General features: G+C 33.2%; 20 protein-coding genes. 11 read left to right on the top strand and 9 right to left on the bottom strand.

Features of this window, described 5'->3' with window-relative positions:
• The first annotated feature begins 29 nt into the window (after positions 1–29).
• On the top strand, positions 30–1,199 hold the full coding sequence (locus CJF42_RS01130) for a DUF3300 domain-containing protein (RefSeq protein WP_095364903.1): 1,170 nt from the start codon (positions 30–32) through the stop codon (positions 1,197–1,199).
• Here CJF42_RS01130 and CJF42_RS28970 read toward each other — a convergent pair.
• The 3 genes from CJF42_RS28970 to CJF42_RS01140 form a co-directional block, all read right to left on the bottom strand.
• Complete coding sequence (locus CJF42_RS28970) at positions 1,196–1,318, bottom strand: hypothetical protein (protein ID WP_286203458.1); 123 nt, start codon at positions 1,316–1,318, stop codon at positions 1,196–1,198. The genes CJF42_RS01130 and CJF42_RS28970 overlap by 4 nt on opposite strands.
• Before the next feature lie 209 nt (positions 1,319–1,527).
• Entirely contained in the window at positions 1,528–3,849 is a 2,322-nt protein-coding gene (locus CJF42_RS01135; protein ID WP_170940424.1) for a methyl-accepting chemotaxis protein, read from the bottom strand.
• Between the two features lie 70 nt (positions 3,850–3,919).
• Positions 3,920–4,585, bottom strand: coding sequence for a TorF family putative porin (locus CJF42_RS01140; protein WP_095364905.1), 666 nt, complete (start codon positions 4,583–4,585; stop codon positions 3,920–3,922).
• Between the two features lie 418 nt (positions 4,586–5,003).
• Between CJF42_RS01140 and CJF42_RS01145 the strand changes: the two genes are divergently transcribed.
• Positions 5,004–6,317 carry a DEAD/DEAH box helicase gene (locus CJF42_RS01145; protein WP_095365000.1) on the top strand — a complete coding sequence of 438 codons (1,314 nt, stop codon included), beginning with the start codon at positions 5,004–5,006 and terminating at the stop codon, positions 6,315–6,317.
• A 61-nt stretch (positions 6,318–6,378) separates the two neighbouring features.
• Here the strand turns inward: CJF42_RS01145 and CJF42_RS01150 are convergent, their stop codons facing one another.
• On the bottom strand, positions 6,379–7,749 hold the full coding sequence (locus tag CJF42_RS01150) for a Na+/H+ antiporter NhaC family protein (RefSeq protein WP_095364906.1): 1,371 nt from the start codon (positions 7,747–7,749) through the stop codon (positions 6,379–6,381).
• Positions 7,750–8,011: 262 nt separating this feature from the next.
• Here CJF42_RS01150 and CJF42_RS01155 point away from each other — a divergent pair, with 262 nt between their 5' ends.
• From CJF42_RS01155 to CJF42_RS01160, 3 genes are all read left to right on the top strand, one after another.
• Positions 8,012–8,962, top strand: coding sequence for a DUF368 domain-containing protein (locus CJF42_RS01155; RefSeq protein WP_095364907.1), 951 nt, complete (start codon positions 8,012–8,014; stop codon positions 8,960–8,962).
• 399 nt (positions 8,963–9,361) lie between these two features.
• A complete protein-coding gene (locus CJF42_RS27105; RefSeq protein ID WP_170940425.1) occupies positions 9,362–9,529 on the top strand; it encodes a hypothetical protein in 168 nt (55 codons plus the stop codon).
• A 304-nt stretch (positions 9,530–9,833) separates the two neighbouring features.
• Positions 9,834–10,955, top strand: coding sequence for a tetratricopeptide repeat protein (locus CJF42_RS01160; protein WP_170940426.1), 1,122 nt, complete (start codon positions 9,834–9,836; stop codon positions 10,953–10,955).
• Between the two features lie 76 nt (positions 10,956–11,031).
• Here the strand turns inward: CJF42_RS01160 and CJF42_RS01165 are convergent, their stop codons facing one another.
• The 4 genes from CJF42_RS01165 to CJF42_RS01180 form a co-directional block, all read right to left on the bottom strand.
• Entirely contained in the window at positions 11,032–11,838 is an 807-nt protein-coding gene (locus tag CJF42_RS01165; RefSeq protein WP_095364909.1) for a DUF1338 domain-containing protein, read from the bottom strand.
• A gap of 99 nt (positions 11,839–11,937) precedes the next feature.
• Complete coding sequence (gene astD, locus CJF42_RS01170) at positions 11,938–13,407, bottom strand: succinylglutamate-semialdehyde dehydrogenase (protein WP_095364910.1); 1,470 nt, start codon at positions 13,405–13,407, stop codon at positions 11,938–11,940.
• 10 nt (positions 13,408–13,417) lie between these two features.
• Entirely contained in the window at positions 13,418–14,443 is a 1,026-nt protein-coding gene (gene astA, locus CJF42_RS01175) for an arginine N-succinyltransferase (RefSeq protein ID WP_095364911.1), read from the bottom strand.
• Positions 14,444–14,517: 74 nt separating this feature from the next.
• On the bottom strand, positions 14,518–15,723 hold the full coding sequence (locus tag CJF42_RS01180) for an aspartate aminotransferase family protein (RefSeq protein WP_095365001.1): 1,206 nt from the start codon (positions 15,721–15,723) through the stop codon (positions 14,518–14,520).
• A 184-nt stretch (positions 15,724–15,907) separates the two neighbouring features.
• Between CJF42_RS01180 and CJF42_RS01185 the strand changes: the two genes are divergently transcribed.
• The 3 genes from CJF42_RS01185 (at position 15,908) to CJF42_RS26560 (ending at position 17,754) form a co-directional block, all read left to right on the top strand.
• Entirely contained in the window at positions 15,908–16,336 is a 429-nt protein-coding gene (locus CJF42_RS01185) for an Lrp/AsnC family transcriptional regulator (protein WP_095364912.1), read from the top strand.
• Between the two features lie 152 nt (positions 16,337–16,488).
• The gene (rluF, locus tag CJF42_RS01190; protein ID WP_095364913.1) at positions 16,489–17,388 is read left to right on the top strand and encodes a 23S rRNA pseudouridine(2604) synthase RluF; all 900 of its coding nucleotides are present in this window, start codon (positions 16,489–16,491) and stop codon (positions 17,386–17,388) included.
• A gap of 171 nt (positions 17,389–17,559) precedes the next feature.
• Positions 17,560–17,754 (top strand): hypothetical protein, encoded by a 195-nt coding sequence (locus CJF42_RS26560; protein ID WP_141235450.1) that lies wholly within the window; start codon positions 17,560–17,562, stop codon positions 17,752–17,754.
• Here the strand turns inward: CJF42_RS26560 and CJF42_RS01195 are convergent.
• Entirely contained in the window at positions 17,726–18,868 is a 1,143-nt protein-coding gene (locus tag CJF42_RS01195) for a hypothetical protein (RefSeq protein ID WP_095364914.1), read from the bottom strand. The genes CJF42_RS26560 and CJF42_RS01195 overlap by 29 nt on opposite strands.
• 2,157 nt (positions 18,869–21,025) lie before the next feature.
• Here CJF42_RS01195 and CJF42_RS27110 point away from each other — a divergent pair.
• From CJF42_RS27110 to CJF42_RS29460, 3 genes are all read left to right on the top strand, one after another.
• Entirely contained in the window at positions 21,026–21,187 is a 162-nt protein-coding gene (locus tag CJF42_RS27110) for a hypothetical protein (RefSeq protein WP_170940427.1), read from the top strand.
• 500 nt (positions 21,188–21,687) lie between these two features.
• Positions 21,688–21,852 carry a transposase family protein gene (locus tag CJF42_RS29195; RefSeq protein WP_095364915.1) on the top strand — a complete coding sequence of 55 codons (165 nt, stop codon included), beginning with the start codon at positions 21,688–21,690 and terminating at the stop codon, positions 21,850–21,852.
• A 228-nt stretch (positions 21,853–22,080) separates the two neighbouring features.
• Entirely contained in the window at positions 22,081–22,701 is a 621-nt protein-coding gene (locus CJF42_RS29460) for a TonB-dependent receptor plug domain-containing protein (RefSeq protein ID WP_502694768.1), read from the top strand.
• Positions 22,702–22,725 lie beyond the last annotated feature (24 nt).

The raw sequence follows: 22,725 nt of genomic DNA on the forward strand, positions 1-22,725 counted from the left end.
GTAATATATTCCCAAAAGAGTAAGCTAAAATGAAAAATATAATAATTAGATTTATCATGTGTATTTTAGTTGGATTAACTTCTTTATCGAGCTATTCAAATGATGACCAACAAAAGAAGTTTAATGAAGCAGAATTGGCTCAAATGCTTGCCCCGATTGCTTTATATCCCGATAGTTTATTAACGCATATACTTATTGCATCAACTTACCCACTTGAAATTGTACAAGCACACAGGTGGCAAATAACAGATGAATATTCTCGCCCTGCATTGGATAGTCAAATATGGGATCCCAGTATAAAAGCGTTAATTCCATTTCCTAAAATCATTGACAAATTAAATGAAGACTTACAATGGACGCAAAATTTAGGTGATGCATTTCTACAAGACGAAACAGCATTACTAGCCAGTATTCAGACTTTACGTCATAAGGCTAAACAAGCGGGTAACTTGTCTCAAATGGACAATGTTCAAATCAGCCAGAACAACGATAATATTGTGATCCAATCAATAGAAAGGCAAGTGATATACGTTCCATACTATGATACTCGTGTTGTATATGGAGATTGGCATTGGTCGCATCACCCACCAGTATATTGGCATCATTCAAACCACCATAATTTCTATCACCACAATGTATTTTCTTGGTACCCAAGGGTTCATATTTCATTCAATCATTTTTTTACAACATTTCATTGGCATAATCGTCATGTGATTATTAGACAAAAATACCCAAGAACTCATCACAATATCACAATCGTAAAACCAAAACGTTGGCACCATAACCCAAAACATAGGCACAATGTTGCTTATCGCTCAGTAAAGGTAAACCAAAAATATAAAACATCGCGTGCTTCAGTTTCACAAAGTAAAGTTGTTAAAAAATTAGTAAATCAAAGAACTTATAAAAACAATGTTGTAATAAATAAACACAACACATCTTACAAAGCAGATAAACGTCATACTAAAAAGGTTACCAAAGCCAACACTAAACATATTCAAGTTAAAAATAATAAAAATTCAAAAAATAGTAAACTTATAAAGCATATGAAAAAACAAAACCATATAGCAGCCAGCAACTATAAGTCATCCAAAGTAAAAGTTACAAAAAAAATGAATAATCAAACAAGAAGTTCTAGATCGAAAGTAAAAAGAAGTCACCACACCAACAAAGTAAAAAATAGAAAGGAACATTACTAAAAGGCAATATACCCAAACCACTTCAAAATGCGAGTTTCAGGACTGCTGAGCAATTCATGATTTAGGCGTATCTTTGTACTAATGGTCACTCCCTTAAAAGAAGATGCAACAACAAGCATGACTTGCTCAGAAGCCCCGGTACGGTTGGTTTAGAATCGATTTATACTGCGTTATTGATTTTGTAAAGGGAATAACCATTCTCTGCAATCAATGCCTTATCTAAAGCGATTCTAATTCCAACTGAATCCTGTATTTTGAGGTGGTTTGGGTATATATAAAAAAAACTGCGATATTGCAGGGCTTTTTATTCAAACGGTTACATTTATCATTAGTATTTAAACTGCCTAACAATACTTGACATATTAATAGCTAATTTTGCTAACTCATCAGATGCTTGCGCTGTTTGTAACGAGGCACCGGCAGTATTTTCAGTATAACGAGAGATCTCAATAATATTATTATGAACCTCTTCAACATTCGCATTTTGTTTACTCGCAACAGTTGCATTTCCAGCATTTTGTGTACTTACATCAGATACTAAGTCAGTCACTAAACGTAAGCTACTCGTAGTATCTTTTACTAAAGAAATGCCATCAATCGCCTGCTGAAATGCGTTATTCATAGCCGTTACAGAGCTATTAGAAGATTTTTTAAGTGCCGATATTTTATTTTGAATCTCAATTGTAGATTGTTGCGTTTTACCAGCTAACATTCTAACTTCATCAGCTACCACTGCAAAGCCTCGTCCAGACTCACCAGCCCTAGCAGCTTCTATCGCTGCATTTAGTGCAAGTAAGTTTGTTTGGTCTGCTATGCTATCAATGACACCTAAAATACTACTAATATCATAAATTTGGACTTCCAACTCTTTTAGTTCAGTAGAAGCGCGCTCAACTGAACCAACTAAGTTATTAATTGCGACTTGCGAATCTCTGGCAACTTGTGCACCATTAATGGATTCTTGATTTGCACGATCAGTCAAGCTCGCTGTTTGCTCTGTATTCATTGCTATTTCGGTAATACTACTACTGAAATTAACCATAGATTTAGATGTTTGATCTGTTTTGTATTTTTGTAAAGTAACAATTTCATTTGTTTCTTTTGTTACGCATGACAACTCTTCAGATGCCGAGGCAAGTTGACCTGCATGTTTATCTATATCAATAATTACGTTTCGAATATGCGCAACAAATTTATTAAATGCTTTACCGACATCACCAATTTCGTCTTTACGTTCTGCAAGACATAATGAAGCAGTTAAATCGCCTTCTCCTTCAGAAATATCTGTAATTCGATCAACTAGTAGGTTAATTGGAGAAACTAGAATTTTTGTAATATATAAACCAATTAGAATACTTAATATCGCAATAACAATTAAACAAAGTACTGAATAGAAAAATAAATCGTCAGACAATTTATATGCATCAGCGAATGCTTCGTCTACATCAATTTCGGCCATCAATGCCCATTTTAATTGACCAAAATTAATTGAAGTATAAGCGGATAAAACCGGTATATTCCTGTAATCGATAAATATATCGACTCCCTCTATACCTTGCAATGCTTGAGACACGCCACTTGTATTAACAAACTGTAAACCAATTGCAGAGTCATTGGATTGGATTTTATTGATATTTGGCTGTTGAGAAGAGGCTTTTAACGCTTTAATATAATTTGATTTATCTTGAATTAAAAAACGACTTTCACTTCTAAGTAACTTATCTTGCCCTACAAGATAAGTTTCACCAGATAAGCCTAAACCAACATCTTGCCATTTTTGTTTGTTTGTCATGGTATTATTAATGCCATCAATTGGCATTTGATAAATAAGTACGGCAATGGTTTCACCTAATTCATTTTTAATGGGAGATGATATAAAAGAAGCAGGGAAGTTATATGAAGGAAAATAATTTTTGAAATCAACCAATGCAGTATGGTTTACATCAAACGATCCAACTGATTGTCTAAATGCATCAGCAATACCTGAATTTGAATAAGGACCTTGTTTTAACGATGTAGCAAAATCTAATTCTTTATAAACCGAATAAACAATATTACCTGTGTCAGCATCCGCGATAAAGATATCGTAATAACCAAATAAGTTTAAGAAATCACGAAACATACTATGATACTTTTCATGTGTTAAATCATAAGGCGTATTTCCAGCCGAATTTAACTGATCTTTACTACCCAACGGAAATTGATTAGATGAAATATATTTATTTTGAAAATGTACACTTCGATCACTTAATTGAGATAATTTAGAATCTGCATTTATCTTTGAATTTGGATTTTTATTCTTAAATACTTGTGTAAAATCAGATTGATAATATAGAGATAAGTCACTTTTATTTGTTGTAGCATTTGAAGCTATGTTTTCTTGATTATAGCTGGATATAAAACCACTTGATGCGTCAATAACAGCAGGGTTTTTTGACATGCTAATAATTTGTGAGTTTATTGTATCAAAATAAGACTCAATTTGTGTTTTCTTTAATTCACGTAAAGATACCAATCTTTCTTTTGTTTTATTTTCTAAGGCATCAAATGACGCTTGATTTGCTTCAAGAGTGATAATTAGAGTTGTTACCAGAGCTGGCACTAATGCTAAAAATATAGCTTGAAATATTAATTTAGATTTAAGTTTCATTACTGTTCCAATAGCAATTGAAAAAGCCATTTAGACAATCTAAATGACTTAGAGTGATTAGTAATATTGTTTAAAGGTCAAAACTGCGGTTGTAAGAAATAGAGATAAGTTCATCTTCTAATGCTTGATTACCGTCTAATGTGGTTACCATAAGACTTAATCCACTGATATGCGACAATGCAATACCAAAGTCTCTGTAATTTCTAGCATCATTTAAATCGTAAAAGCCAGCGTGTAGGCCAAAAGATAAGTTTTTTGGCAACTCAAATGTATAGTTACCTTCAAAATATGTGAGTTCCGAAAAATTATCTTCCCACTGACTATCAACTAAAGTTGAAATTCCTAAATTTAGGCCATCAAAACTCACTTTAATATAAGCTTCACTAAAATGATTATCTTTACCTCCTTGGTAACCATAATAAATATAGCCAAAATCGACATCCGCACCTTTAATTTGAGTGCTGTAACCAGAATACATATCAAGTTCTAAATCCGTATCATCATTAAAATCAACGTTAGAAAGCCATGTGCCGGCATAAAATCCTGATTGATGATTGTAGTCAGCACCAGCAGAAACGCCCAGTTTTTTATCCGTTTGAGTAATGCCTCGCCATAGATAATTACTTGTAATTCCCACGTTTGTAGTAACCAAATGTTCAGGTGTTGAAAGATCAGTTGCATTTACAGTATTTAAGCAAGATCCAAGAAACGTAGAGTAAAATATAATTTTTTTCATGAATTTTTATAATCTATTGTATTAAATAAAGTCATACATATAACTAATTGATATATGTAAAAAACGGAATATACTCTAATTTAAAAGTATATTGGATTCAACGTTTATTACATTAATATTACAATTAAAATAAGAATTATAGGCATCTATACTTGCGATTCTACACATGTTAACTATAAGTAACTAAAATTGATTTCAAAAAAACAGTTGCTATTTTCATGTCTAAAATAATGAACTCGTTTAGTTACAAATTAACTTTGAAAAACGTAACTATGCATTAAAAAAAAGATTTAGAAAATATTCCAGAATGCCATTTCTTTTAATGGGCAATGTCAAAAAATATCAAGAGGACATTTATAGCTTATTAAAGTATAATCGCGAACAATTTTATACCTGTGTCATTAGTGAGAAACATAGCATGAATTTTAAATCTTTTAGCTTTGCACCAGAAATTTTACGTGCCATCGAAGAGTGTGGTTATCAAGAGCTATCCCCAATACAGAGACTTGCTATCCCTTTGGTACGCAAAGGTCACGATGTATTAGCAAATGCACAAACTGGTACAGGTAAAACAGCAGCTTTTGCTCTACCTATATTACAAAAAATCTTTGATACACCTAAAGAGCGTGTTACGGCTAATGCCCGTGTATTAGTATTAGCGCCAACAAGAGAGTTAGCTGAACAAATTGCAAAAAGCTTCGAGAAATATGGTCAGTTTATGGACTTAAAGGTTGCTGCTGTTTTTGGCGGAGTAGATATTAATACTCAAGCTAAAAAGTTAAAACAAGGTGTTGATGTTATTGTAGCAACGCCAGGTAGGTTATTGGATCATATTAATTCTTGTAATGTGAGTATTTCTAACGTTGAATTTTTAGTTTTAGATGAAGCCGACCGTATGTTGGATATGGGCTTTATTGCAGAAATAAATACATTAATGGAAGCCTCTAAGTCAGATCGCCAAACATTATTATTCTCAGCTACTTATCCAAATACCATGAAGAAGTTTTCTACTTCGGTACTTAAAAACCCGAAAATTGTTCAAGCCTCTAAAGATAATGCAACAGCAGATACAGTACAGCATGTTGTATACCCAGTAGAACAACGTAAAAAGCAAGCGCTTTTATCAGAGTTAATAGGCACAAAAAATTGGCAACAGGTTTTAGTATTTGTCAACTTTAAAGAAACAGCAAATGACTTAGTGAAAGAATTAAATTTAGATGGTATTAAAGCCAGTGTTTGCCACGGTGATAAAACACAAGGAAATAGAAGACGCGCACTTCGTGAGTTTAAAGAAGGTAAAATCCGCGTATTAATTGCAACAGAAGTGGCAGCTCGAGGTATTGACATTGAAGGCTTAGAACGTGTAATTAATATTGATTTACCATGGTTAGCTGAAGATTATGTTCACCGTATTGGTAGAACAGGACGTGCAGGTAAATCTGGACAGGCAGTCTCTTTTGTAAGTCGTGAAGAAGAGGAAACACTTGAAGAAATTGAAACGCTAATTGGTACAAAAATTCGTCGTATTTACGTTTCTGGATACGAAGTGAGTAACCGAGATGCGCTAGTTAAACGTCTTCATAACAAACCAAATCATTTAAAACGTGGTGGTCGTACTAATAACGTAAGTTCTCAAGCTGCTGGTGAAGCTCGAATCATGAACAGAAATAAAATTTCTGGCGTTCGTAAAAGTACTAAAAAGCAAAAATTAAAATTAAAATTATCAAAATAGTTACTAAAAAAGGAGAAACATACGCTTCTCCTTTTTTGTTTAATATTATAATATTTTAGACTTACATTAATAATCCAGCAATGATGTAAGCAATACATGTAATTAGACCACCAAATAAGGCATATGGTAATTGTGTTTTAACATGCTCTAATAAATCACACCCTGAAGCAATAGCAGAAACAGCTGTGGTATCAGAAATTGGAGAACAATGATCACCAAAAATACCGCCACCTAAAACAGCAGCGATGATCAAAGAAGGTGGTAAACCTAAAGTTTGAATTAATGGCACAGCTAAAGGTATTAATATTGCAAACGTGCCCCAGGAGGTACCTGTTGTAAAAGCGATTATTGCCCCTGCAATAAAGAGTACCACAGGTATTAAGAAGACAGGTAAAAATTCCCCGACAATGCCCGCAATAAAAGTGCCTGTACCTAGCTCTTTTAAACTTGCACCTAAAGCAAGAGAGAAAAGTACAATCGTTACCAGGGGCAATAATTCTGACATGCCTCCAAAACCTATTTTTACAAGCTGTTGATGTGAGAATTTTTTAGTAAGTATCATCATAATATAAGCAACAAAACATCCAAGGCCTGTAGCCCATAATATGGACTTAGAACCACTACCAGAAGCTAAATCGCCATTTCCTGTATAAAACATAAAAGCAACCATGCCACAAATCATAGTGCCCAGCGGTAGTAACATAAAACGTGCTTTAGTCGGTTGAAATTCATGTTCATGTTTTGTATTTACTTCACTTTTAATTTCGCTATATTTCATAGGCCCAAATACCTTACCAGATACTACGGTAAACATAACGAGTGCTATCGCTATTAGTGGGTAGAAATTATAAATTATTGTTCCCCATAAAACAGAAGCTGCAGATTCATTAAATTCATAACCGCTGAGTAGTGCTAATACATATGCTCCCCAACCATTTAATAGCACTAAAATACAAATAGGTGCTGCCGTACTATCTATTATATAAGCTAACCTTGCTCGGCTCATGCCAAATCTATCAAATAGTCCTCTAGAAAGAATACCTGATGTCAAAACACTTAAATTTGATTCTATAAAAATAAACATACCTGTAAAAGTTGTCATTAAACCAACTTGACGAGGTGTTTTAGCAACACCTTTTTTCATCAGCATTTCAACGGTTGCAGTTACACCACCAGAATGCCTGATGTAAGCTAAAAGAGTGCCAACTAAGAGGCTAAAAATAAGAATTCTAGTATTACCAGGATCACTAAAAACAGCAGTTATACGTTCAATAGAGGTGATGCCTCCCATAATTAATGTTTGATGTGGGTCTTTAAAAGCTAACAATAATTCTGATGTGAAAATAGCCATCAATAAAGCCAAAATGACTTCTTTTTTCCACAAAACAATCGTGATAGCCACTAATGGTGGTAAAACAGTTATCCAATCCATATAAATTCTACTTAATTTTTATTTTTATTTTTATTTTTATTTAAAAAGAGTACCCAATATTAAGCGCCTAATAAGCGATACGACTTAACAATTATAAAGCTTTGCAAGCTAACGTAATTTTAAGCGTAATGCAAATAATTGAGAGTGAAATAAATTTTAATTAGATACAAAAGCATTTAAATTTTTACAGTTATAAAAGAATGTAATCTGGTAGAATGCTGTTTGCCCCTCTAATTTTTTGCATAAGGATTTTTACATAAACATGTCAGCCAGTAAACAAACAAAAAAAGACCATTTATTATTATTTTTTAAGGGTGTAGGGATGGGTGCCGCTGATGTCATTCCAGGTGTATCCGGTGGCACAATAGCCTTCATCACAGGAATATATCAAAGACTACTTAACGCTATTCAAAGTATTAATATAGACGCTACTAAAATATTATTTCAAAAAGGCAGTTTTAAAAATAATATTAAAGCACTATGGCTGCATATAGATGGTAATTTTTTGCTAGCTGTTTTTGCCGGCTTAATTACAAGTGGTGTTTCACTGGCAAAAATAATTACCTATGTGTTAACTAACCATCCTATCTATGTATGGTCATTTTTCTTTGGATTAATAATCGCTTCATTTATTCATATCGTAAAACAAGTTGCAGTTTGGAATATAAAAACAATATCAAGCTGTCTATTAGGTGCTGCTTTAGCCTTTATTATTACCACTTTAAGTCCATCAGAGGCTAATCCACAATGGTGGTTATATACTTTAGCAGGTTCGATTGCTATCTGTGCAATGATTTTGCCAGGAATTTCAGGCAGTTTTATTCTATTATTGTTGGGTATGTATGGCCATGTTTTAGCAGCCATTAATAATTTAGCATTTGATTTAATTTTCTTATTTGTAACTGGCTGTATTATAGGTTTAATGGCTTTTTCTCGGATATTAACTTGGTTACTCGCCCATTACCATCAAATTACATTTGCATTATTATCAGGGTTTTTAATTGGATCATTAAATTTATTATGGCCATGGAAACAGGTACTGACTACCTATACAAATTCACATGGTATTGTTAAACCATTAACTCAAAAAAATATATTGCCAGATACCTTTTTACACATAACAGGACAAGATCCCCAACAAATAGCAGCTTTTTCACTAATGGTATTTGGCTTAGTACTCATTCTATTTATTGAAAAATTAAGTCAAAAATAACGGATGCTATTTCCGTTACGGTACTTAAAGCGCTTTAGACAAGCATTGATATTAATTGAAATGTAAAAAAATTTGCATTTCACTCTTTATTAATATATATTCCCATTCTAGTTAGTGAACCTCCTCTATTATTTACTAACTAGTAGTAATGCCTTTTCTTGCCTTGATCCAGTAAGCCTGCATTTTAAAAAGAATAAGCTAAATTATCGTACGGCGAAAAATCTATAAAAGCTCTATAGCTTAGAACTTTTATATAGAATCCAATTTTATTGACTATAAATAAAACCAATAAACATCGACTGCTCGTCAAAACTGTAATGAAGCTGTAACTAAAATTTGTTTTTATTAGTGTAAATTCAACTTTCACTCTTAAGACAAACAAAAAAAGTGAGTTTTATTATGTCTTATACATATAATGGGTCTGAGATCCAAATTGCACATCCAGTGCAGACAATCTCAATTAACAATTTACGTGTTATCTTTGCTGACAGCCAAGGTCAAAAATACACTCAGTTCGATACAAAAAGTCATGCTAGACAATTTGTAAAATGGCTACAAATGAGTTGATTGATATGACTTTAGATGTACTTCATTTTTGAGGTACATCTAACGTTAAATTTATCACTGCTTCTATGCAAAAATGATAAAGCCAGATAACAAACTAATTTAACCGAGAATTTAATTCCTGATTTACAAAGCTCTAACGAACTACAAAAAATAATGTTAACTAATTGTAATATTAAACTTTATATGTTGACAGATGTAAATAATTAATTATATGTTGATATTTTATATCATAAGAAAGGAATGTCTTATCTTACAATACACTAAATTTAATTTAATACTGCTTGTTTTTATATTATGTACTTTATTGGTAGGATGTAAAACAACACCTCAAACCACTGCAAAAAATGAAATTTCTAATATTTTAGATGTAATAGATTCCAGTGTTTTTGGGGACAAGCCTCAAATAATTCCAAGCAATTCGATATTTACTCTCAGTAAAAAAGATCAGGTACAATTTTTTGAGTATTATAATGCGCAGAACCACTCAGATATACCTCCTCATAAACGTGTTTATAATTATATAGAAAATAACCTGCATGCATTTAATTATTATGGGGAAACTTATACAGCTCAAGAAACCATTAATAATAATGCAGGTAATTGTATTTCCTTAGCCATTTTAACAACTGCTTATGCTAAATTAGCCAATATAAAATTTGGTTATAGCGAAGTAACTACCGCCCCTGTATATTTGAAAGAATCAAACTTCCAACTTATTTCAAATCATGTTAGAACAAAACTTTATGATCCTACGTTTGTAGAGTATGACAAGATGGTTTACTTCTATAAACCAGGTATCATTGTTGATTATTTTCCAAGTAGAAATAACTGGTCAAGTGGTATCGCATCTTATAATCAATTTATCTCAATGTATTATCGAAATTTAGCCGCAAAGGCATTGCTTAAAAATCAGTTTAACAAAGCAGGATGGTTAGTAATCGAATCATTAAAATTTGCGCCACAAAGCTTAAGTGCAATTAATTTGCTCGCTGTAATATATAGAAATCTTAACCGTTATGATTTATCAGAAGAAGTATATCTGCAAGGTTTAAAATTTAGTAAAGATAATTTAAATTTATTGACCAATTACCGCCTTTTATTATTAAAGAAAAATAAGTTTCTAGAAGCAGAGCTAATTCAAGAAAAGATTGATAGTGCAAAAGATCCAAGCCCCTTCAGGTGGTTAACTTTAGCGGATGAAAATTATAATAATCAGCAATATTATCAAGCGATAAAGTACTATAAAAAAGTGATAGAAATTGCGCCTTATTTACATCATGGCTATGCTGGTACAGCAAAAGCACTGCATAAACTGAGAAAAAATAGCGCTTCCAAAAAATTTATGGAAATTGCCTTAGAAAAAACGCATGAAGCAAAACAGGAAAAGCTATATAAAGCAAAACTAGCAATTTTACAAAAATATTAGCGGATTAAAATAATATAACGCCAGAATCTTCTGGCGTTTTAGGCTTGAATAAATCCAAGTTTATTTTATTGCAATGCTATCTAACATTTGTGCTTTCAAAGATCTTATCTGCAGATGCAGCAACAAAACCCGTGTAGATTTCTCCATCAGGTTTATTGTAACGTAGGGCAAACTCATAGAAACAACTAGGGATCAACATTTCACAATCGCTGAATTTAACATGAAAGTTATCAGCAAGCGTAGATGATTGCTCAAGCAAAACTTCTGGAGAACCTTTAACTAAACCACCAGTCGTATTCATTTCAAAGTTAGCATCAATTAGCTTTTGGTTTACAGCTTCAATTGTCTCAAACCCAGCTAAATAATTAATACTTACTGTAAAGTGGTTTGCACGGTAACCCCATGCAGCAGTCCAAGCGGCGTATTCACTTTCTTTTAATAACATTTTGTAAGTTTCTGAATCAATTGACCAATGCGTACCAGAATAAATAAAGTTTTCTGCTGTTACTGATGATTCATCTACTTGATCTACAATATCATGAATGACTTTTTGTAACTCATCAGAGAATTTTTCAACTAAAAGTTCAGATATAAATACTTTTGGTTTTGTTGGATCTGTGTGCTCAAAGTGTTTTGCGTATAGATTTTTTGCTTCAAAATGATATTCACCGCACTCTGTATAGCCAACAGCTTTAAAATGTGCCGCTAATTTTTCTAAAGCCACTTTTTCAATATTAAAAGTACGAAGTGCAATATGATCATTGATCACATCATCTTGTTGAGTAGAGCCTAATAATTCATGAACTTTTTTTGCTGATGGTGTCACTGCTAAATAGTCAGCCCATAAATTTGCAAAAAGTGTGTCTACATTAGTAGTGTGCATGTTAATTCCTAAATCTTAATCAATAGGAAGCCAATGTCTCAGACTTCCTAATTACTTGTGATATTAATTAAATTTAAACCATTTTACTGGCATTAGATATTAAACTGATAAACCAGGTGCTAACGTTGCTGGCATTGTCACTTTTTCAGCTTCAACAGATGCAACAGGGTAGGCACAATAATCAGCAGCATAAAAAGCACTAGCCCTATGGTTACCGCTGGCACCTATACCACCAAAAGGTGCAGCACTTGAAGCACCGGTGATAGGTTTATTCCAATTTACGATACCCGCGCGTATGCGCTTAAAGAAATGATCGTAATCAGCTTGTTCATCAGCAAGTAATCCTGCTGATAACCCAAATGAAGTATTATTACCTTCATTAATTGCAGCATCAAAATCTGTATACCTATACACTTTTAGTAATGGACCGAAATGCTCTTCATCTGGCAAAGGTTGCGCATTGGTTACATCAATAATACCAGGAGAAACAAAGCCAGTTCCGGCTTGTAAATGCTTAAGCTCAATTAAAGATTCACCACCAATCGCTTGTATTTCAGCTTGTGCCTTAACCATTCCTAAAGCTGCAACTTCAGAGATCATTGCGCCCATAAATGGCTGTGGTTCAGCAAAAGAATCACCCACTAATATATTTTTAGTCGCTTCAATAAGTTTTGCTAAGATAGCATCACCATTAGCACTTTGTTCAATAAACAAACGGCGTGAACAGGTACATCGTTGACCAGAGGTTACAAAAGCTGATTGTAAAATATCATGAACGGCAGAGTTTATATCTGATACATTTTTTACGATAAGTGGGTTATTACCGCCCATCTCTAACGCTAAAATTTTTCCTGGATTACCAGAAAATTGCTTATGCAACAAATGACCTGTATTTGAACTACCAGTGAAGAATAAGCCATCTATATCATTATGAGAGGCAAGTGCTTTACCTGTTTCAAGCTCACCTTGAACTAAGTTTATTACACCATCAGGTAAACCAGCTTGTTGCCATAATTGCAAGGTATATTCAGCAACCATAGGTGTTAATTCTGACGGTTTATATACAACTGTATTGCCCGCTAGTAATGCAGGTACGATATGACCATTTGGTAAATGACCAGGGAAATTATAAGGGCCAAATACTGCAACAACACCATGAGGTTTATGACGAATAAATGCTTTTGCGCCGGGCATAGGGTTCTCTGTGGTACCAGTGCGTTCTTCGTGGGCTTTAATTGATATAGCAATTTTACCAGCCATAGTGCCGACTTCAGTTTTGGTTTCCCAAATAGGTTTACCCGTTTCTTTAGCTATTACGGTTGCCATCGTTTCACTGTTATCTTTCAATAACTGAGCAAATTTATTAAAGATTTCGATTCTTACACTTAGCGCTAGATCTGACCAAGAATAAAAAGCAGTTCGCGCAGCTTTTACCGCATTATTTACTTGTTCTGCAGATGCACCTGCACCTTGCCAAATTGCTTCACCATTTGAAGGGTTAACTGATGAAAAGCTAGGTCCAGTGCCATTAATCCACTGACCATTTATAAGTTGTACTTTGAAGCTCATATGTGCATCCTTAAGTTAAGTTGATAAATCTAATTGAATCGCCTTCACTTACATTAAGTGCTTTGGCAACTTCGGATGAAATAACTGTAATACCTTTTTCTTTTATATATTTAACTTGTGGTGTGAATGTCGCTCTAAAGTCAACAATACTTGTATTACAAATAGCAAAAACAGTTTCATTAGCAATATCATCTGAAATTATTACTTTGCTATTTATGCTCTCTTTTACTGATCTGATTTTACTCAGTTTTGACTCTACAGTAGGTCCAGCATCAAATAAATCTACATAACCACGGTGTTCAAAACCTTCTTTTACGAGTAGACGCAATGCGGGTTTCGTTTTTTCATGAACTTGACCAATAACCGACTGTGCTTTTTTGCTGAGTAAATTGGCATAAATAGGGTGTTTGGGCATCAATTCAGAGATAAAACCTTTGCTGCCGATGCCTATTAAATGATCTGCCTCAGGGAAGTCTATGCTAAAGAAGTGCTCTTGTAGCCATTCCCAAAAAGGAGAGTGCCCATGTTCGTCAGATACACCTCGCATTTCAGCAATAACAGTATCAGCAAATCTCGTGGGATGTTCAGCCATAAATAAGAAGCGCACACGAGATAGAAGTCTTCCAGCCAAACCTTTTCTATATGCTTCTCTTAAAAACAATGTACAAATTTCACTGGCACCTGTGTAATCATTACACATGGTAAGTACTTCAACTGTGTTATAAACACCTAAAGCTTTAGAGTGATGAACCGATTTACTTTTATGATAATGGTATAAAGGTACATTCATGCCAACCGCTGCTTCAATTGCTGTGGTACCAAGAATTTCACCTGTTTGTGTATTTTCTAAAACAAAGAGATAGCCTTCATCACCAGGTGATGACACTGACTTATTAAAACTAAGTTCTGCTCTTTGTATTTTATCTGATAACTGTTCATCATTAACGGGTAATGATGTGAAACCATGGCCTGATTCAATGGCAATTTGCTTAAGTGCTGCAAAATCCGATTTTTTGATAGGTCTAATTACTTGCATAGTAAGTTACTCATACCTTTTATAGACATCAAAACAGGCTCAATATTTAGCCTGTTTAATTAATTAAAAAGTGATTAGCCTTTAACTACTTGTGCAACCGCTTTTTCAAAGCGATTTAAACCTTCTTTTATATCTTCAAGTGGGATCACTAATGAAGGAGTGAAACGAATAACATTCGCACCAGCAACTAAGCTCATCAGACCATTTTCAGCTGATGCAACTAAGAAATCTTTAGCGCGACCAGCGTAATCTTCGGTTAATACAGCACCTAAAAGAAGACCCTTACCACGAACTTCACTAAATACATTGTACTTAGCGTTAATTGCTGAAAAACCTTCACGGAATAATTGCTCACGCTCTTTAACTCCGGCAAGTACTTCATTAGTATTTACAGTATCGAAAGCCGCTTCTGCAACAGCACAGGCTAATGCGTTACCGCCATATGTAGAACCATGAGTACCAATTTTTAAATGCTTAGCAATATCAGTACTTGTTAACATAGCTGCAATTGGGAAACCACCACCTAATGCTTTAGCAGTAGTTAAAATATCAGGTGTTATACCTAGACCTTCGTATGCATATAAGTCACCAGTACGACCTACACCTGTTTGTACTTCATCAAAAATAAGTACAGCATTGTGTTTTGTACATAAATCACGAACACCTTGCATAAATTCATTTGTTGGAGAAATAATACCGCCTTCGCCTTGTAAAGGTTCAATCATAACTGCACAGGTTTTATCAGAGATCATCGCCTCAAATGCTGCTAAGTCATTATAATCAACGTGATCAATATCACCAGGCTTAGGGCCAAAGCCATCAGAGTATGCAGCTTGACCACCAACAGTAACAGTAAAGAAAGTACGTCCATGGAATGCTTTATTAAATGCTATGATTTGGCTTTTTTCTGCACCATAATTATCAAGGGCAACACGTCGTGCTAATTTTAATGCAGCTTCATTTGCCTCTGCACCAGAGTTTGCAAAATATACTTTTTCAGCAAATGTTGCATCGACAAGTTTTTTAGCTAAACGTAACGCTGGTTCATTAGTCATTACATTTGATAAATGCCAAATTTTTTCGCCTTGCTCTTTTAAAGCATTAACAAGATTAGGGTGACAATGACCTAAACAGTTAACTGCAATACCACCAGCAAAATCAATAAACTCTTTACCATTTTGATCCCAAACACGTGAGCCCTCACCTTTAACAGGGATCACATCAGATGGAGCATAGTTAGGCACCATTACGTCATTAAATATATCTCTTGTTACTTGCATTTTAAAACCTTTCATTTTCAGATTAAATATGATTAAAAATTTAGTTCACTTTACTTATATGAATCTAAGATAACCAATAATTATTATGATTTATCCATTATGTTTATAATTAATTTTAAAGTGCAGTGTTAATTTGTTAAAATTAACCGATAAAAATCACATTTTAACCAAATAAGTTAGCAAAATGATAAGTAAACAAGATGAAAAGCTACTTTCTATACTAAGAACAAACGCCAGAACAAGTGTTTCAGACTTAGCTAGAGCACTTAGTTTATCACGCTCTACTGTACAAAGTCGTATCTCAAAACTTGAAAGTAATGGTGTTATAAAGGGGTATGTTGTGCAATATGGTAGTGAGTTTTCACAAAATTTAGTATCAGCTCATGTATCTATTAAAGTAAAACAAAAATTAACGACAAAAACAAATTTAGAGCTTAAACAGATCAGTCAAATTAGTGAATTATATGCTATTAGTGGAGAGCATGATCTGATTGCAATTGTGCAAGCACAGTCTTTAGAGCAATTAAGTCGTATTCTTGATGATATTGGCAATTTAGATGGAGTAGAGCGCACAAACTCTTCTGTTTTATTAGAAACTAAGTTTAAACGCTAATATACCCATGTTACTTCAAAATACATGTTTCATAGCATTTTGAGATATCATGGGTATACACTTTTTTTAATTTAATAATTTTAATTATTGGTCGATTCGCTTAGCTCGTTTACAATAGCGCCGAACTTTGACTTTTATTTATTGGAACACCTATGACAGATACCAAACGTCTCAACAAATTTATCAGTGAAACCGGCTTTTGTTCTCGCCGAGAAGCTGACAAATATATTGAAAGTGGCAAGGTAACTATTAATGGTTTTAAAGCAGAAGTCGGAACGCAAGTTTGTGAAGGTGACGTAGTAAAAGTAAATGATCGACCTTTAAAAGAAAAACCTAAAGCTGTATATATTGCGTATAACAAACCAGTTGGTGTTACTTGTACAACTGAACGAAAAATTCAAAGCAATATAATTCGTGCGATTAATTATCCTGAGCGTATATTCCCAATTGGACGATTAGATAGACCTTCGGAAGGTTTAATATTTTTAACCAATGAAGGTGATATCGTTAATAAAATTTTAAGAGCAGGAAATAATCATGACAAAGAATATGTGGTTAAAGTAGACAAGCCTCTTAACAACACCTTTGTACAAAAAATGTCTAATGGCATTCCTATTCTTGGTACGGTTACAAAAAAATGTACTGTTAAAAAAATTGATAAAGATTCATTTTCAATGATACTTACGCAAGGGTTAAACCGTCAGATCCGCCGTATGTGTGAGTATTTAGGTTATGAAGTGATTACATTACAACGTACTCGTATCATGAATGTGACATTAAAAGGCCTAGCTGTTGGAAAGTGGCGTTACTTAACTGAATCTGAAATGCAACAAATAAATGGTTCCGTCAAGGACTCAGGAAAGACCGAAGAGCATTCAATTGATCTTAATAAGCGACATCAAAAAAAATCATTTAACAATTCACATAAAAATGATAATAAAAAGCTTTTTAATAAAGATAAAACATCTCACCCGAAAAGAAATAATGATTCTAATAAAAGTAAATCAATACAACAAAAGCGTATTAAAGGAACATTATCTTTAAAGAAGTAAATGATATACATTGTATATATACCCAAAGCACTTCAAGATGCAGGATTCAGTTGGAATTAGAAATGCTTTAGGCAATGCATTGATTGAAGAACATGGTTATTCCCTTTTCAAAATCAATAACGCTGCATAAAGTATTTATAAACCAACCTTACAGGGACTTCTGAGCAAATCATGCTCGTTGTTCCAGTAACCATTAATGCAAAGATGCGCCTAGCTCATGAATTGCTCAGCAGTCCTGAACCTCATATCTTGAAGTGGCTTGGGTATATAATAAAAAGCATAAATAGCTTATGTTTTTATTATATCATTGACTTGTTAATATTTAGTAGGGTATTGATCAAATCACATTCGAATCAGGGCAAATAAAATCACTGTAAACACGTCCTACTTTATCTGGCAGTTGATTAATTTCGTCATTAGTAATCTTTTTAGATAAACTCTTTAAACCTTTAAGTTTACCATTTGAAATGATCATCTCTTCAACAAAATGATCCGTTGGTTCTAGATAATATAGATAATCAAATTCTTCATCATTAATGCGTTTTTTAATAGGTGATGGTAACGTTTTGATAACATTTTTTTCAAGTAAATCTAATAATGCTGCACGCATATCTCTGCGTTTAGTTATGATTGATACCTGTGGTTTGCCAAAAGACTCCATTATACGCAATAAGCTGATTGGCTCTTTTCTATCAATTGTGGCTGATGTCCACATGCTTGATAAATAGAGATCTAAATATCGTGAGAACGTAGAGCCATAACAGGTCAAACGACTAAATAAAATTTGTCTATAGCTAAGGTTAGATATTTCTTGTACGACAAAGTCACTGAAACCAATGTAACAGCGATCTCTCCCTCTACCATTACCCTCTAACTCTAATACAGCATCTGACCATACATCATGTGTTATTTCGGCTCTGCGTTTAGAATTATTTTGATCTATTTGGCTGATACGTGTTTTTGAATCTCTTATTATAGTTAATGACTCGCGAATTTGTTCATAACTTTTTGTTTTACCCATTAATTGAAGATATTTTTTAATTTCATAAAGGCTAAAGCTTGTACCGTAACGGGTAATACCACCAATAGACTTTCTTTCTAGACCATTTGTTGATGCTATTAAAAAAATGACTTTTTCAATTAATTCTTCAGCGTCGGAAGGTAGAGCATAAAACTCTATTTTTTGTTTTGTTTTTCGATCTAACCTTTGGATCACTGCTGGCTGAACGCGGCAGGTATAATTTTTACCTTGAATTGAGAAGTTATTTGAAATTGAAACTGTATTTGATGCAAGATCAGCTACTGGCTTAATTGCACCATATCCTCTGTAAAATCTAGGGATTAAATCTATACTCGTTATTGAGTTTGAGTATTTCCTTTCTAAACTCAGATCATATTTATCTCCATCTAATACTTCAAATAAGCGTAACCTCAAAGCTTCTTTAGGATCAACTTTGAAATCAGGTGTTGTTGCTAGCATTAGATGTTCTCTTTTCTTATTAATAAATGATCATTAAGTGACTGGGATCATAAATTTTATATTCATAGCATGCAACTTAGCTTTGGTTAGAAATTGAGATCTTTTTTGATCTTAATTTTTTTAATGAAAAGGTAATCTAAGGAATTTCTTTTTGGTAAGGTTACAAAAGTATAATTAATAGTTTAAAAATAGGTTTTGGACTTGGTTAGGTAGATGAATTTAAGTAGATGTATTTTAAGTATTTTATTTTTTTAAAGATGCATATATCTAACCAAGTAAGTATATTTATCTGACTATTAATACCAATATTTCTGACTAATAGATCATAATTTCTGACCATTGTGATCTTCAATGAGATCAATATAACTAACCAAGTAAATACATATCTCTGACTATTATAGAACAGTATTTCTGACTAAAGAAATATTATTATTAGATCTATCCACAGTATTTTATGATTTTAAACACAATGAGATCAATATTTCTAACTATTAAATACGTTATTTCTGACTAAATAAAATTTTTATGATCAAAAGATCTAACTAAAAGATCAGTTGTTCTAATTAATAAAAACAGTATTTCTGACTATTAATATGAGTTATTCACAGCATATTGAGTGATTAATTTATAAAACCAAACAAATTTAATGATAATATTTAACAGCTGTTCACAATTAATTTTTATTTTTGATCTCTTTTTTAAAGTTATTTTAGTCAGAAATACAGATTTAATATTTATTTAAAAAAGTAACAGCTTCTAACTTTTAGTGAGAAATTTGCTGCTTGAATAATCTTTTTACTTAGAAATATCCTGCTTGTAATTAAGATCGTATAAAAAGTAGCTTAAATATGTGAGTGTTGGTTAGAAGCATGATGTTTGATTTCACTATCGGATCACTATTTCTAACCAAAACAAGTAAAAGCCAAACTTTCATTGGTTAGAAATAATGATCTTGTACTCAAGTTCACTATTTTATATGCCATTTTTTACTGTTATTGGTTAGAAATATGATGTTTATGACACTAACTGTTAGAAAATCATTGCCATGTATATCTATTAGATAACTAAGTTTGGTTAGAAATATGCTTCTCTTTAGAATTATATACATTATTTTAGGGGATGTTGATCGCTGTCCGAAGGATTTGGCTAAAAGCTTTTTATTCTTTGTTGAGTAGTATTTGCTTAGAATGACTAGGCTACACACTACTCGCCGCGACTATAATACTAAAACTTAACCCTGAAAGATCAGCAGCCCCTAGCTAATAATGAGCAAATTAATCAGTGTTTGATTAGAAATATGGTGCTTGAACATTTCTTTATTTTTAACATGTGTTTATGCTCGCCCAGTTTGGCGACAAATAATACATGAATGTTATGTTCAAATACTGTTTCTATAAGGGATTTTCTGGACATCAAGCAACCTCCTCCGATAATAAAATTTTCCTCGGATAAGACTTATTTATCAGATAATAAGGTTTAGTCGTATTCTACTATCTGTGATTTTAATCCTTTTTTTTCGCAACTTACTTTTGTGGCTTGACTTGGGAGCATCGCATCCATAAACAATATTGGCTCATCAAAAACTTGTGCTTTTAACTAAGCATATTTTTCAATAAAATCTGCTTACTTTATCTCATCAAACTTATTAGGAACACTGTTGGTTATTTTTAACTAAAGTCATGGAGATGAAGTCATTTAATAAAACCAGAAATATAAAAACGAACATCATGATCCTCATTTAGGTATAAATCAAATAACTTCATTGATCATGGGTATATAACTAATCGGGTTAACCTTCACAACAGTCATTATACAGGGTGGAGGTTCATTTATCGATACACATATCATGAGATTAATTTTATTTCAGACAAAAAAAGCCCATTAAGGCTTTTTTGAGAATTCATATCAACCGTCACCGATATGAGCAATGTAGCAAGTAATTAGGTTGATCATCGCAGCCCAATATCAAGGGGCGATAGTTACTAGACTGTCAATGATCATACTGTTTAACTGTACTTTTTAACGTTTACAGAGTTCTTTTTATCTAAAGAATCATGGCTTCCTGCCAAAATATGTTCTTTGTGAACTGAATTTAGATACTCCATTTAATTGAGAATAATTATCAATTATAATAAAATTCATAAAAGGGATGAACATATGACTAAAATAAATACAACATTATTACATATCGTGCTTGCTTGCATTGTAATTATAACAACAACGATTAGTATCGCACATAATAAAGAAGACACTATTGTGATATCAGAGCATCACCATATGCGTCATACAGACAATGACAAAGGTGGGTTAATGATCTAGGCTATTAGACATAACGACTTAAAAAAGTGAAAGCGTTAATAAATAGCAGATTAGCAAACTCCTAAACTTTTAGCTTCCTCCCATTGATAATCATCTGGATGAGATTACACATCTTTTTCTAAAGCTTGCATATCCACTTTTGTTGCAGGTTTTTGCCGATTAATACAAGGTGTAATGTTATTAGTCCAACGAAATAGTGTTCTGAGGCTAACATTTAAATACTCACTTGTTTTTTCAAAAGTGAGCTCATTTTTTTATTTGTAAGCCAAAACACGTTGGCTAAAATCTAAACTATATCCCATTCAGCTATATTATTTTTATTTAGCTATTTAATAGGTATATACCGTCATCTTCATCACTGTTTTAAATAACAGACACTATGCTGTTATGTTTTTAACAAAATTAGTCATTAAAGTGGGTAAACTGTAGAGCGATTGCATTAAAATTAACTTGACACAACCACCTAATTTTATCTATTACTTCGCTTTAAGCAAAGTAAAATGACCAAACGGAAGCCTACACTTATCGAACATTTCAAAGACATTACCGATCCACGCATACAAAGGAAGCAATTACATATATTGGATGACATATTTTTTATTACGCTCTGTGCTGTTATCTGTGGTGCGATAGCTGGGTTGCCATTGAAACATTTGCAAAAATGAAACGAAACTGGTTTAAGAAATATTTTCATAAACTGATCACAAAGTGGGCATTAAAATAAAGCAGCAGATATCAGGTTGGGATAACGATTACTTGCTTAAAATGCTGCAAATATTTTAATGCAATTGCCCTAACCAGGGGGTTGGATAAGCCGAGGTAACGGACAAGAGCACTTAACGGCTATTCGTTCTCCAGTCTTAACAGGAGCAGGAGGCTGTGGTGCCTTTTTTATTGCTCAAGATGGTATTTCATTACGAGCATCTGGCTTTTGTAATGCAAACCAATTATTTGATGCTAATACTGAACAAGTACAGCGCATTGAACTATTACGTGGCCCAGGGAGTACCTTATATGGTTCAAATGCAGTTCATGGGGTATTAAATGTATTAACACCTAATCCTTTTGATGAGCATATATCAAATATCTCCTTGAGTATTGGGCCTCACGATTATTCTCGCGGCATGTTTAGTTTTGCTAAACCTTATGATAAAAATGCTTTACTTGTTTATGGTAATGTTACGCACGATGGAGGGTATAAAGATGAAAGTGGATTCGATCAACAAAAAATAAATGTTATTCACCAATACCAGATAGTTAAATGGAATGTTAAAAACGTATTGGCAGCGACTAACTTAAATCAAGAGACGGCAGGATTCATCAAAGGTTATGAAACGTTTAAAGATTTAGCGTTAAAAAAGAAAAATCCTAATCCAGAAGCTTTCCGAAATAGTCAATCTATTCGCGCTTACAGTCAAGTGAAGTATACCCAAAACTATACCACTTTATTTAGTATTACCCCCTATTTTCGCTGGACTGATATGCAGTTTTTACAGCACTTTCTGCCTTGGTAGCCACTTGAAGAAAATAACCATCAA

The sequence above is a fragment of the Pseudoalteromonas sp. NBT06-2 genome, from assembly GCF_002276045.1.
In the GTDB taxonomy this organism is placed as follows: domain Bacteria; phylum Pseudomonadota; class Gammaproteobacteria; order Enterobacterales; family Alteromonadaceae; genus Pseudoalteromonas.